Here is a 13,421-nt window from a genome sequence, read left to right as displayed (position 1 = left end):
CCCCCGGAGATATGGACACCAGTTCCTATGCGGCAGCGGCCAGCGTAGCCGATCGCTTCTCGAATTCGATCGGACAGCTCTGACCGAGAGCGGAATGTCTTCTTCTCGTGTTGTAGCGCGTGACCCAGCGGAACACGTCGACACGCGCTTCACCTGCACTGTTCCAACGCTTCCGACCCTGCAGCGTCTCCCGTTTCAACGTCGCGTTGAACGACTCCGCCGCGGCATTGTCCGCCGACGTTCCGACCGCACCTCGCGAGCGGGTCACCCCCAATTCACGACACACGTCGGCGAAGTCGGTCGAGGCGTATTGGCTCCCGTTGTCGCTGTGAAAAATTGCGCCGTCCAACCCACCGGCACCGCGCACCGACGCGGCCGCCCGCAGCGCATCGGTGACCAGCTCGGTGCGCATATGATCGGCGATCGACCACCCCGCCAAACGCTTGGAGTGTAGATCCAATACCGTTGCCAGATAAAGGAATTTGCCGTCACCTACCGGGAGGTACGTAATGTCCCCGACGTAGCGGGTGTTCGGTGTGCTCGCGGTGAAGTCCCGCTGAATCAAATCCGGGACCGCAGCCGCGTCCGGGTCGGGCACAGTGGTGCGCACCGGTTTGCGCAGGTGGACCCCAACGATCCCGTGCTCGCGCATCACCCGCTCGACCCGCTTGCGATTGACTTCGAGCCCGGCATCGCGCAGCTCGGCGGTCACCCGTGGGGACCCGTAGGTGCTGTCGGAGTCGGCGTGGATAACGCGAATCTGCTCGGCCAACTCCTGATCGGCGCGGGCGCGTTCGGCCCGGGCCGACGCTGCGGCCCGCCACCGGTAGAACCCGGAGCGGGACACCTCGAGGATCTGGCACAGCCACTTCACCGGGAAGGTGTTGCGGTGGTCGTCGACGAATTGGAAGCGGCTCACCAGTTCGTCTCGCCCGCGAAATATTTCGCGGCCCTGCGCAGGATCTCCCGTTCGGTCTCGAGCTTGCGGATCTGGGCTCTGAGCTGCTTGTTCTCTTCTTCCAACACGGACTCGGACGATACCTCGCGCTCCGACCTCAACGTCCGGGGCGCACGTGTGGCCTCGGATGTACCGGTTCGTTTACGTTCGGCGCGTACCCAGTTACGCAGGGTTTCTCGGCTGATCCCCAGGTCCTTGCCGATGCCCTCGTAGGTGTGGTTCGGGTCGGACAGGTACAGCGCGACGGCATCGGCCTTGAACTCTGCCGAGTATGCCTTCATCGCCATCAGTGACATCTCTTCCTCTGGATCCTCACGATCCAGTGTTCATGATGTCCTCACTTCAGGGGGAACCCCCGAGTGTCTCAACCGAAACTACTGGCCCACTCTGCTCGAGGCCCGGGTGGTGATCGAGGACTTCAAGGACGACCACAATCACCGGCACCGTCATTCGGCGCTGGGGTACCGAACTCCTGCCGAGTACGCTGCCGGATGCACTCACCGGCACCAGCCGGTGGCGTGTGAGATCGACTGATCGACTGCAAGTAGGAATCGGCTCTAGAACCGACCGGACCGACTATCGGGGACCTGCCACCACCAACCCATCGCCACCCTTGGGTGCGGCGCTGGCTCGACCCGACAGCACCGCCTCAGCGGCCGAATAGGCGTCGAAGGGATCGATCTTGCCGCGAATCCGGCGATCGAACCGGTTGGGGCGGTTGACCTCACTGACCGCGATGCCCGCGACCTGCATCGCACGACTGACCCCAGCCCCGTACGAGCCGGTGCACTCGATGCCTACCTTCACCAGCCCAGGCCAGGACCGCAGGAACCGCAACGCCGCCTGGTAGCCGGCCGCGGTCGCTGGGACCTGTACATCTGCCAGTCGTCGTCCGGTGGCATCGATCGCTGCGACGTGGTGGGTGTCGGCGTGGGTATCGATTCCGCCGTAGACCTCGAGGTGATCCTGATTCACCATGGGACTGCGCCCTTCCATCTTGTCGGGTGCGCAGTCCGGCCGGGCGTCAGTCAGTTCACTATCGGGGATCTCGCCAGACTCCTATCAGGACATGACGGCCCGCCGGGCTGCACTCAAACGAGTGAGCCGAGCCGGTCGACACGTCGCAGACAGGACAGCCACCAACCTGCAGTGGCGTCAGAAGAGCCGTGAGCCAGACCCGCCCACCAGACCCATCCTGCGTCCACCGAGCCGAGACCGTCACGCCCATCAAGGAGTCAGACCAACCGGTCCACGAGATCCATAGTGAAGAGCCCTCAAACGGCAGCCTCGCCTGTTCGCCCACTGGGCTTGGATGACCGAGTTCGAACGGATCGGATGAGACGAGCGGAGTGACGGGAGACTGTCACGCTCCGTTCTGTGGGAGCCCGGGGGTGAGATTCCCCCGGGCCACCCGGCGGGTTAGGCCAGTCCGGGCGTCAGTCCGTGTTGTGGCGTTGAAGACGTAGGCGCTGGGCAAGTGTGAGGGCATGCAGACGTGCCCCGATTCCGCTGAGAGCGCTCAGCGCGTTATCAGCGATTCCAATAACGCCTGAAAGGGGCTTAAGTGCGGGAAAAAGGTCGACGTGGCGTTGCTCGGCTTCAGGTGCTGCGGTGATAAGAACGGCTGCGGCGCGTAGAACTAGGGCCACGTGCTCCGGCCGAGGGTCACACAAGAACCCATGTGCGACCTCATTTCGGAGATTCAGCCCAATGGGGCCGAGCAGCAACCATCGGAGAAACCATGTCCAATCCTCATCCAAAGCAAGCTTTTCAAGCTCGGTGAACAGTGCATACATGCCCGGATAACCTCCGGGATCTTTGCTCACCTGGACACGGTAGATGCCTTCGTCGAGCGCGCGCAGCAAGTCACGCGCTGCGGCTTCGATCTTGGGGATGACGATCGAAATGGCTGCTTCGTAGTCACCAATCCAGAAGTAGTGGAATCCCTTAGCGAGACTTCTCGCCAGACGCGTGTCGCTGGCACCGCGGTCAACTATCAAGGCGGCGAGATCATCAACGTCAGGTATTCCATATTTCTCGGAAATCCGCATAAGCGCACCCACAAGTAGGTGCCCTTGAGTTTCAGCGTATATCCGGCTGGCAGTTGCGATCTCGTGGCGATCCTCATCTGCCTCCGTTACCAGGGTGGACCGCGGGAGACCACTGGGGCTGATGATAACTGTTTGTAGGACGCGGCGCAGGGCGTCACGGTTGCCGGTTGCGAAGGTGCGGTGTGAGGAAACGCGCCCGCTCGGTGGATCCTCCATCTCCATAAAAAGGGTGACGCCGGGACGCCAATCTGCATGCTGCGTGAACTGATCAAGGACGGCTTCGGCCACCCACGCAGGTAGCGTGATCGGCGTACGTATGGTGACCATTGCTAGGTCTTCGGAAGAGATTGACTGCATCCTGCTCGCAATTTCTCGGACTTTGTTTTGCAGTCCGCGGCGTGTGGCGATCTTGGCGGCCTGTTCGAGACGCATCATCTCGACCGACGGATGAGGAGATGCGTCCGCCTCGCGTATGTAGGCCTCGACCTCGTCGCTGTCGACAGCGACGCGCTCGTCATTGGTGGCGGACGATCCGAGCAGCTTGCGTCGCATGACGGCGATCTGGGTCGCGAGATGGCCTCGGGCCTCGCATGACGCGATAGTAGCGAGGACAGCTTGGGCACGACCCAGCGCGGGATCGCGTGGCTTCTCGCACCAAGCCTGCAGGAGCGGGTACAGGACGCCGGGGTGCTTGAGGCCGTCGCCATCAACGAGGGTGTCGATGCGTTTCTGAAGCTCAGTAAGTACAACGGGTTCCAACTCGTGAGCTTTGACCGATCGATAGACAGTCCAAGCTCGGAGCAAATAAATCGTAGTGTCCAGATCGCTGACGCGCCCGCGGATAGCGTCGAGGTAGGCGTTGGCCGCGCGCCGGCCGTGCTCGCCGACGTTGCCGGAACGTCGAACAACTAGCAGGTCGCTGAGGCGTGCAATCGCAGCTGGCGCAGTGACCTCCCCAATTAGAGCGTGTCTTGTATGGGTCGGATCCTGTGTACGGCATGATGCATGGCGTGGTCGATGCGTTGTCTACTCGGTTGGTGCCGGATGCGTTGTGGGAGATCGTCGAACCGCTGCTGCCTCGGTTCTCGCCGAGGCCGCAGGGCGGCGGCCGGGCGGCGCTCGATGATCGGGCGGTGTTCACCGCCGTCGTCTACGTGCTCACCAGTGGCTGCGCCTGGCGGCACCTGCCACCGTCGTTCGGGGTCAGCGTCCCGACCGCGCACCGCCGCTTCGCGGCCTGGGCAAAGGCCGGGGTGTTCGACGAGCTGCACCGCCAAATCCTCGACCGCCTCGGCGCCGGCGGGGACCTGGACTGGTCCGCGGCGATCCTGGACGCCGCGCACGTCCGGGCGAAAAGGGGGGCTCTCTGACCGGTCCCAGCCCGGTCGATCGAGGCAAGAACGGCTCGAAGATCCACATCCTCTCCGACGCCGATGGTATCCCACTGGTCACCGCGGTGACCTCGGCAAACACCCACGACAGTGTCATGCTGCAGCCGATGGTCACTGCGATTCCGGCGGTGCGATCGCGTCGTGGTCCGCGTCGCCGCCGGCCCGGCCGGTTGCGGGCGGACAAGGGTTACGACTATCCCGTACACCGCCGGTGGCTGCGGGCACGGGGCATCGTCCCGCGTATCGCCCGCCGCGGCGTCGACAGCAGCGAGCGCCTCGGCCGTTACCGGTGGAAGGTCGAACGCACCCTGGCGTGGCTGAGCGGCTATCGCCGGCTGACGATGCGCTACGAACGTCACGGTGAGCACTTCGCTGCCTTTCTCCAACTCGCTGCTGCGCTGACCTGCTTCAAGAAACTGGCCAAATGAGACATGCTCTTAGTGCGTTCCACAGTCTCACTTCCTCGTCGTCGACGTCGGGTATCGCTGGAAGCAGAATGCCGCCATCGGCTTTCAGCTCGGCGCCCGCACGTCCGTCGGCTTGGAGGCTGAGTCGGCGCGCGGCGATGTGACTGAGGACGCGAACAGACACTTTGTCCATAGCCGGATCGATCTCTCGAACTGCTCGGTCCACCGCGTCCCAACCATCCCAACCGGTAAGGAGGTCTGTGAAAGCTCGATCGAGGACCACGGCGGCGCCCAACACGTGCGCCGGGTCAAAAACATACGGCGTGGACGGCAGATGTGCCTCGTCGGATTCGGCAGGTTCGAACAGATCAACTGCGTCAGCTTCGTTCGCGTCGCTGTCCGCCGGCTCGGTGGCTGGCGAGCTGTGCCCGTCGGATGTGGGATCGCACCGAGAATCGTTCGAAACTGCGTCGGAGGCGGATTCCTGTGAGTGCTCGGTGCTCATCCCGTCATGATTGCAGAAGTTTGCCGGTGCCACGAAAGACTGCTTCTTCAGATGCGTTCCGGCGAAGAGTGACGATCGGCACTTGTTCTCAGTTGCCGGAGGTTCGGGGTTTGTCGGCGTCGTAGCGCAGACTTATCGGTATGCCGTCGAACCGCAGTCTGATGAATCCCGCCGTCGCAAGCCGTGCTTTTGGCATGAAGGCGGCTATCACGGCGGGCGAGGTCCTGGGGAGGGCGTTCGATCGCGATGACCGTGAGGGTGTCTGGCGCAGGGTGAACGTCTACGGTTCTCTGCAGGTGGTTACCGAACTGCTGGCCCGGCTGGATTCCGCGATCATCAGCGACACCCGGATGGACGTGGAGCGTGCCTGGGTCGGCGCCCTCGGTCTCGAACTGCGCGAGGAGCTCGAACCGCTGATCGCCGCTGATCACCGGGGCCTGATCTCCCCGCGGGCGCTGATGCAGTGCGCGCGCGAGGTCATCTTGTTGGCACCGGACGACGACACGTTCGACCCTGTGAGTTCAGATGACCTCACGCGTTGCCTTCTCGGGATAAATACCGAGCACGATCACGTCTCCGGCCAGCTCGAAATGCCCGAAATCACGAGATTCGATGCCGAGTCCGTGGCCCAGATCGAGTCCGTCCTCGACGGCTTGAGCGAGGAGGGTCTGCGCGAGCTCATGCGGACGTTCACCGTTGACGAGGTCGCGACTCTTGCGTACGAGAAGCCGGAAACGATTGAAACTTTGCTCCCGCATCTGCACGATGTGTGGCGGCGTCCATGGCCGCAGGGCACGAAGGTGGACCGGCTCGCGGGAGGGTCACCCGCGATGGTGTTCGAGGCCGCATTCGGGGTGCCGTTCGACGACGTGCTCGCGTTCGGCCGTCTGATCATCGACCGTGCAGCGACCGGACAGGTGCGCTTTACAACCGACGAAATCCGCGCGGCTGGTGTTCCCGACCGCGTCCTCGCCCACGTCGAGCGTCACATGGTCATTTCCCTGGGGGATCTGCGTCAGAGTTTCCGTAACCAACAAGCACAGGGACTGGTCACCGCGTGGTCCCGATTCACCGTGCAGCGCTACCCGTTCGTCCGGCTTGCTGACGGCGCGCTGGTGCTGCTTCGCGCCCAGATGGCCGCACAACGGATCTTCGGCGACCTCCCCTTTTTCGATCTCCGTGAAGAACTGCGCACAGGTACCCCGCGAGCGGGTAGGCAGTTCGAGCAGGCGATGAACGATATCTTCGAGGTCCGGGTCGGGGAGGGGATCCGCCGCATTGCCGCGCAGCCGCATCTGTGCGACGTGGTGGTGGCGACCGAATCGGTGATGCAGAAGGCGTGGACCCCTCCGGGGGCTTCCGGGCCGCCGTCCGTGTGCGACTTCGTGATGGTCCGCGGCCGGTACTGCGTCGTGGTCGACGCGAACAATCGACGCTTGATCGCATCGTTGTCCGAGGGACAGGGTGATCCGGATCTTCTCGACGGTGACATCGAGCGCAACCTCCTCGAGCACAAGTTCACGCAGTTGGCGTCGACGATCAAACTCCTCGCTGACAACGGCTGGCCCGGTGACGGCTCACGGATTACCCCGGACACGATCTTTGTCCCGTTGGTGGTCACTCCGGATGCCGGGTTGCCGTACTCGGAGTTCGTCGACTTCCAGGTCAGCGAACGCGCGCATCCACTCTTGAGCCCAGCGGCCCGGTATGTGGCTCCACCCGCACTGATTACGGTGATGGATCTGATGATCCTCGAGGGGCTTGCCGACCAAATGGGTGGTGACCCGGTGAAGATTCTCGCCGACTGGCGGGCCCTCGCCGGTCGAGGAATCCCGATTCGGCTACAGAACATGCTCGACCTGTTCGGCCTGCCGGCCCGCCCGATGCCCCGGCGGGCCGTGGGCCGGATGCGCCGGCTCAGCGATCAGCTGCGGGACCGACTCGTTCCCAATGCGTAGAGAACATTGGTACGCCGTGTCGGCGACCGACTGCGTCGCACGATCCGGGTGCGCACCAATTAGCAGCACATGCGTCCGCGTTCCCTCACATCTCAGCGACCCAACAATTGTGACAGGCCTCTGTGACGTGTCTGCGGTGCTTGACTCCCGAGCGAACGCCGATGCGCCATCCGGGAAGCGGCGCGGGGGCAACTCTAGGCCGGATATGTCTGGGCCATAGCTGCTCCCGCAATTTACTTCTCCGGCTGCCTGTATGGGGCAATCGATGATCACAAGAGGAAGACCATGAGCGCCAACGAGCACATCGAGTACGCCACCGTCACCACCGGACTCCGCGCACCCCGCGTCGCGGTGGTCTTTCCCGCCCAGGCGAACTGGGACTACTTTGCTCGGGCAGCGATGTACGCCGCCAGCAACACCTGGGGAGGAGCCGGCTTCGTACTCGTGCCCGCGACCGACGGAAATGTCGACCCACACGTGCGGGATGCCGTTGTCGCCTACGACCCTGACTACGTCGTGTCTTACAGCTACACCGTTGGGGACCTCGATAAACTAACCCCGGGAACCATCGAGAAGATGCTTGACGAGCAGAACATCGACGACCAAGAGAGCCGGTCCCGCCTACGAGACGATCTGCGTTCAATGAACGTTGATGATGACGTTCTGGCTCGAACACGTGATGCCGTGGTAGAAGCGTCTTCCTCGTACCGGATGGACAACAGCTCCGAACCAGGAGATGACTACCGCTGGCACGAGCGGGAGCTCAGTCTGTCCGCCCCGGTACCGACAGGGCCGGGTAGCCACCTAGGAGCTCTCACCCCGATCGAAAAGATCCGGCGCCCAGCTGATCCCACACCGGTCAGCGTCTCGCCCACGCTGACGGGTGATATCGGTGTAGCCGCTGTGATGCGGCTCGGCCTCCTCAGCGCCCCGACAGCCGAAGGGCAGACACTCGACCAAACACAACGGTCCGCGGTACAGCGTTGGCTTCTCGGTGTCCCGACAAGGTTTCCGAGTGCTACACCTCAGGCTGTTCTCGACCCCGATTACGGAACAGCTCGCGGACTGCCATCCGTCTGGGACGCGACAACCCTCGGATTGGCCTCCGTGACCAGTGTCTCCAGTCGCCGCAACCGGAAACTCTGTGTCATCGGCAGCACAGCAAACGACTTCGCACTGGCCATGATCTGGGATCGACTGTATGGGAACGGGCTGTGGATCCCCGATTCTTGGATCGGCGGCGAGGACCGCGCACACATCCTTCAACTCCTCAGAGATACCCTCACCCCGTTCTACGCCCGTGAAGAGCGAGCGTGGGCCGTCACCTCCGTCTCACATGACATCGATGCAGTTGCCAAGGTCCGGGACGACGTTATCGGCTCGCCGTCGACCTTCATGGTCAGCGATCCGAAAACAGCCGATGCCGCGAATGACCTACCGGTCATCGGACTCGATGACGACCTCCACTTCCCTGACCGGGGAAAATTACACTTTGGAATTGACGAACAGTTCAGCTCCACAACAACCATGCCCGTTCTCCGTGATCCAGACGGCTCTACCACTCTCGCTGCGACACCGGCACTGCCGATCGTTCAGCACGAGCTCCTCAGGACTGTGCCGGATCTGTCCTGGCAGGTCGACATCGATGTCCCCGACACGCCAATTCCGCCGTCTCGGCACGTCCCCGCCCACGTGATCCTCCACCCCGATGAATCGCCCCACAACACATGGATGCGCGTGGGTAGAGCGGGGCTGTCGTACGAAGCCCTCGCGTACGGCTTCGTCCCCGCAGGAGCATCAGCGGACTATCGGCTGGTGAAACCGCGGGTCAGAAGGCCGAGTATGCAGGCTTGGGCCACAGCGCGAGCGTCGCTGACCGGGCGGACCGTCGCCACGTCTGCAGCAGGCAGACACGGTGACGTCCTCCAGACGATGTTCGGATCGAGGAATCGCCTCATCGAGGCCATCTCCGGTGATCTTCTGCCCGTGTTCCGCAGCTTCATTCCACAGTTCAAAACGACGAGAGAACAATTCCCCGAGGACGAGGGCTGTCTCGTCAGAGGAACGGTGGCGTACCTCAACTTCTCTGGCGTCGTCTCGATCTCCGGCCTACCCATCGAGGAGGCACGAGCGCAGTGCGACGAGCTTCTGACCGAAAGGATCCTGTCGAGAGGTCTGCTCCTGAATTGCTCAGCCTGTGGGAATCTCGACTTCGTAGTGATTGATCGCCTTCGCCAGGTCAATGAGTGCCTCCGGTGTGGCCACCCCAACGACTTGTCCCTATCGCGCTGGAAGATGCCGACGGGAGAGCCGCAATGGTTCTACGACCTGCATCCCGTCGCAACCGCACTCATGGCCCAAAACGGTGACGTACCGATCCTTCTGGCTGCCCATCTGCGTGCCACAGCTAGTCAAAGCAACCGCTATGCCGACTGTGCTGAGCTTGAGGTGTCTGATTCGACGGGCAACAAGCTCGCCGAGGCGGACCTCCTTGCCCTCGTCGATGACAGGGTTGTCGTAGCGGAGGCGAAATCGACCGACCAGCTCGACAAAGGCTCAAATCAGAGAAAGGCTGCGAAGAAGCGAGTGCTACTCGCCGAAACCTTTGGTGCAGAAGAGATCGTCCTCGCAACAACTAGAGACGGCTGGACGACAGCGAGTCTCAACGCTATGCGGGCAGCGGTCAAGGGACACGACTGGAAGACAATGAGACGCCCTCGAATTCGCGAGGTTCTCGGTCTCGGTACCAAAACAGTGAAAGATCGGTACGTGGACGTCGATTGAGGTTGGGTTGGCCACCCGGCATGGCCGAACTCGGCCACGCCGATGTGGCCACCATGCCCGACTTGGTGGAGAAAGCCCGCCGGCAGGGCAGTGGTTGACGCCTGTCAGACCCGCGGCGTGCAGGCCAATCAGGATCAACTTCGTCGTCGGAAACAACGTGCCGAGATGCGGGAGAGCTGCGGCAGGCGTTCGTGGAGCTGATGAGTGCCCTCCAATCGGTGTGATCCGGCTGGACAAACGCTGACCGGTGTCAACGGCATCTGAATTTTGGTTCTGGCCCACTTTCCGTTGTCAACGGCAGCTGAAAACTGGTTCTGGCTCACTTTCCGTGATGGAGCATCAGAAATCCATGGAATAGCGCTGTGGCGACTTTCGGGGTGGCCGGTCAGGTGCGGTGTTGCTCGACCCGAGTCGCGCAGTACCGATAACCATCCTGGTTGGTGACCTGTTGCCATTCGAAGGTGACACCGGCACCAACGTCTACGGTCCGGAATCCCTCGGCGACGATGTGACTAAAGTGCGCCCAGCACCCACCAGGGGTCTGAGGCGAGTCGATTACTCCCCACCCGTCTTCGTCGTTCCAGATGCGGACGATGCCAGTCGTGGGCCCGCCCGAGGTGGCGACGGGCGAATCCTGACCGGGGGACGCGAGCGATACCTGCTCGGCGCTCCCGTCAGCGTGCATCCGCCACAGTCCGGCCCGGAACGGCCGGCGACCCCGGGTAACAGGTTGTTGCCCCACAGGCCATGCCCGGGTGCATTCGTAGGCGTAATCCGATTCCGGCCGGTCGAGCCGGTGCCACTCGAATTCGACGTGATCGCCCGGGTGCAGTGCAGGGAACCCGTCGACCGCCACCGCAGCGAACCGCACGAGACAGCCACCGGGGACGTCGTCACCGTCGATCACACCCTGCATACGCTCGATGTGCCAGCTGCGCACCACTCCTCGGCTTGTCACCGGCCCAGTATTTCTTATCTCCGCCGCCGCGGGTATCTCCGACGTCTCAGTAGCCGAGCAGGATTCGTTTACGAAGCAAGTCGAAGCCGGCACGCCCGTACATCTGCCGTTTGAGCATCTTGATGCGGTTGACGTGGCCTTCGACCGCACCGGAACTGTAGGGCAAGGTCAGACCGTTGCGGACCGCATCGTGATCGGCGTCCAGGCCCCGGACGAAGCGGTGCAGATGCGGTAGATCATCGGCGCGGACCGCGGCCATCCACGTGTTGAGGTTTTCACCGCGGCGTTCGGTGAGGATCTGCGCGGAAGCGGTGACGTGGGCGGCGGTGGCCTCGAGATGTCGACAGCCGGCGAGAACCTGTTTGAGTCCGATCCGATCCTCATCGGTGAGGTCACGGGGGTGGCGCAGCATCCAGGAGGTGATCTGCCGGACCTTCGGCACCGAGCCCCGCAGGGGAGCAGCTCCGGCATGACGCAGCAGCCGGACGTAACTGCGGACGGTGGTGTAGCTTCCGCGATATCCCATCGCTCGAAGTTCCTCGTAGAGGACTGCAGCGGAAGTCTGTCCGTCGCCCCACCTCACATGCAGGTAGTCGGTGAACCCATCCAACAGCCGCGGACGACCGGCCCGTGCAGATCCGAGCAGCTCGTCTACCTCGGTGGCGCGGTAGAAGCGGCGCACGGTGTTGCGTGCCAAACCGAGTTCCCGGCAGATCGCCGCAATGGACAATCCTTTGGTCTTGAGGGCCGCAACCTGCGCAAAGCGACGCTTGGTGCGTTCTGTGAGATGCGGACTCGCCTGGCGAGCAGCGAGCATCTCACCGGCGAGCTTGCGCTGTGTTTCGCAGGTTGTGGGGTCAGGGGACGACTGCGCTTCGAGCGCAGAACGCAGACAGTGGTGATGTGCGGCAACGGTTTTCTCGACAGTGGCGGCGAGGTTGTGCCATAGATGCCAGCGGTCGGCGACTTCGATCGCTTCGGGTGCACCGGTCCGGGCGGCCTCGGTGTAGGCGCCTGCGCGATCGCGGCAGATCACTGCGGTTCCGGGACGCGCAGCCAGCCATGCGGCCACGGTATCGGCACGCCGGTCGGGCAGGACATCGATCGGGCGGTGGGTGTTCATGTCCACCAGAACGGTTCCGTAGCGATGCCGTTTACGTAGGGCGAAGTCGTCGATCCCGAGTACCTCGACGGGGTGCACCGGTGGCTCCGGCAGGCTGCGCACCAGCCGCAACAAGGTCGAACGCCCCACCGGCATCCCCAAAGCGTCCGCCAGGCGTGCTCCGGCTCGTCCGGCCAACGCCAACCCGATCCGCTCGAAAATTGCGGTCAGCGACCGGGTGCGCCGAGCATATGCGAAGGTCAGTCCGTTGATCTGTTCGGCGAATGTCCGTCGGCTGCACTGCCCGTTGGGGCACAGGAATCGGCGCACCCGAAGAACCAGGCGGCTGGGGCGGTTACCGATCGCGGCGTCGGCGAGGGTGCGGTCGTAACGGCTGCGGACCCGCACCGACTTGTTCCCGCAGTCAGGACACGAGGCGTCCTGCATCGCCGCACATGCGCGGATACGGATCCCGGCAGCGGACTCGTCGATCGACTCGATGGTCACACCGGCCAGGTGTGGGAGCAGAACCCGCAGGTCACAACGATTCGCAGAACACCGACAAGATCATCGTCTGCGGATCGGCGGAACCCCTAATGGGCACCCACTTCCGTGATGATCCATTGCGAGGTCACCGTCACCGGTTATCGGGGTGAGACGGTCGCCTGGTCCCGATCCAGTGGATACCGTCGGGGCCAGGTAGGTGCGGTTGCGGCAGGTAGCAGGGGTAGAACTCACCGGTGTGCCAGGCGCCGGCAACTGTCTCCGGATCGTCGGGTTCGAATCCTGCTCGGACTGTAGGCAGGTGTTCACGCCAGCCGACCAGTCCGGAGTCGTCGCGACCCCATACCCGCACCACCAATGTCATGACCGAATCCACCCAGCTCAGCCGTTCTATCTCGTACACCCCGGTGTCCCAGGGTCGTACCGACAGATGTCTGGTGAGCGCGGACAAAAAACGCATGTCCCAGTCGGTTTGGTCGAAGTTACCGTGCCGGACGGTCGGCAATTCCTCACCGATATCGCTGGTGCTGGAAGACTCGTATCGATCGTTGTTTCCGGTGCCTCGGTTGCGATCCATGATCGAAGTCTGTCAGGCAGAATCTGCGGGATCCTGCGCTGAGACATGGTGTCGCGCCATCACGCAAAGTGAGCCAGAACCAAAATTCAGGTGCCGTTGACAGAGAGTGCCATTAGGTGCGTAAGCAGAGCAGCGCCAACTTAGCTAACTTGTGTGCTATCTGTTTGTCATGACGAATGGAATGAAGAAGTGGCAAGCAGTCCGTACGCACCAGGACGGCAGCAAG

12 protein-coding genes are annotated in these 13,421 nt (G+C 62.9%); 5 read left to right on the top strand and 7 right to left on the bottom strand.

Annotation, left to right across the window (positions count from 1 at the left end):
- Positions 1–25: 25 nt before the first annotated feature.
- A protein-coding gene (locus tag OCS65_RS28675) for an IS3 family transposase (protein WP_263510492.1) occupies positions 26–1,245 on the bottom strand; the annotation gives its coding sequence in 2 pieces (ribosomal slippage) (positions 26–936 and positions 936–1,245; 1,221 coding nt in all).
- Here OCS65_RS28675 and OCS65_RS30000 point away from each other — a divergent pair.
- Positions 1,172–1,492, top strand: a complete 321-nt coding sequence (locus OCS65_RS30000; protein ID WP_420833260.1) for an integrase core domain-containing protein — start codon at positions 1,172–1,174, stop codon at positions 1,490–1,492. The two genes, OCS65_RS28675 and OCS65_RS30000, sit on opposite strands and share 74 nt — an antisense overlap.
- Before the next feature lie 42 nt (positions 1,493–1,534).
- On the opposite strand, the gene OCS65_RS28665 is transcribed toward OCS65_RS30000, so the two are convergent.
- A complete protein-coding gene (locus OCS65_RS28665) occupies positions 1,535–1,936 on the bottom strand; it encodes an IS110 family transposase (protein WP_263510500.1) in 402 nt (133 codons plus the stop codon).
- Positions 1,937–2,394: 458 nt separating this feature from the next.
- Positions 2,395–3,561 carry a DUF4209 domain-containing protein gene (locus tag OCS65_RS28660; protein ID WP_263510499.1) on the bottom strand — a complete coding sequence of 389 codons (1,167 nt, stop codon included), beginning with the start codon at positions 3,559–3,561 and terminating at the stop codon, positions 2,395–2,397.
- Between the two features lie 63 nt (positions 3,562–3,624).
- Between OCS65_RS28660 and OCS65_RS28655 the strand changes: the two genes are divergently transcribed.
- Together OCS65_RS28655 and OCS65_RS28650 are read left to right on the top strand one after the other, a co-directional pair.
- A complete protein-coding gene (locus OCS65_RS28655) occupies positions 3,625–3,921 on the top strand; it encodes a hypothetical protein (protein WP_263510498.1) in 297 nt (98 codons plus the stop codon).
- Positions 3,922–4,010: 89 nt separating this feature from the next.
- Positions 4,011–4,828, top strand: a protein-coding gene (locus OCS65_RS28650; RefSeq protein ID WP_420833263.1) for an IS5 family transposase whose coding sequence is annotated in 2 segments (ribosomal slippage) — positions 4,011–4,361 and positions 4,364–4,828 — 816 coding nt in all. Because the reading frame shifts where the segments join, the coding sequence is not laid out codon by codon here.
- Here the strand turns inward: OCS65_RS28650 and OCS65_RS28645 are convergent.
- Positions 4,809–5,312, bottom strand: coding sequence for a hypothetical protein (locus OCS65_RS28645; RefSeq protein ID WP_263510497.1), 504 nt, complete (start codon positions 5,310–5,312; stop codon positions 4,809–4,811). The genes OCS65_RS28650 and OCS65_RS28645 overlap by 20 nt on opposite strands.
- Positions 5,313–5,452: 140 nt before the next feature.
- Here OCS65_RS28645 and OCS65_RS28640 point away from each other — a divergent pair, with 140 nt between their 5' ends.
- Positions 5,453–7,270, top strand: coding sequence for a hypothetical protein (locus OCS65_RS28640; RefSeq protein ID WP_263510496.1), 1,818 nt, complete (start codon positions 5,453–5,455; stop codon positions 7,268–7,270).
- Between the two features lie 285 nt (positions 7,271–7,555).
- A complete protein-coding gene (locus OCS65_RS28635; RefSeq protein ID WP_263510495.1) occupies positions 7,556–10,054 on the top strand; it encodes a hypothetical protein in 2,499 nt (832 codons plus the stop codon).
- Positions 10,055–10,439: 385 nt separating this feature from the next.
- Here the strand turns inward: OCS65_RS28635 and OCS65_RS28630 are convergent, their stop codons facing one another.
- The 3 genes from OCS65_RS28630 to OCS65_RS28620 all read right to left on the bottom strand — a co-directional run bounded on the left by OCS65_RS28630 (position 10,440) and on the right by OCS65_RS28620 (position 13,195).
- Positions 10,440–10,994, bottom strand: a complete 555-nt coding sequence (locus OCS65_RS28630; RefSeq protein WP_263510494.1) for a cold-shock protein — start codon at positions 10,992–10,994, stop codon at positions 10,440–10,442.
- A gap of 64 nt (positions 10,995–11,058) precedes the next feature.
- Positions 11,059–12,621 carry an ISL3 family transposase gene (locus OCS65_RS28625; RefSeq protein WP_263510493.1) on the bottom strand — a complete coding sequence of 521 codons (1,563 nt, stop codon included), beginning with the start codon at positions 12,619–12,621 and terminating at the stop codon, positions 11,059–11,061.
- A 130-nt stretch (positions 12,622–12,751) separates the two neighbouring features.
- A complete protein-coding gene (locus OCS65_RS28620; RefSeq protein ID WP_144377035.1) occupies positions 12,752–13,195 on the bottom strand; it encodes a hypothetical protein in 444 nt (147 codons plus the stop codon).
- Positions 13,196–13,421: the final 226 nt, after the last annotated feature.

The organism is Rhodococcus aetherivorans, from assembly GCF_025722975.1.
Lineage (GTDB): Bacteria > Actinomycetota > Actinomycetes > Mycobacteriales > Mycobacteriaceae > Rhodococcus > Rhodococcus aetherivorans.
Note: the sequence above shows the minus strand (reverse complement) of the source record. Positions and strands in the feature narration are given on the sequence as shown.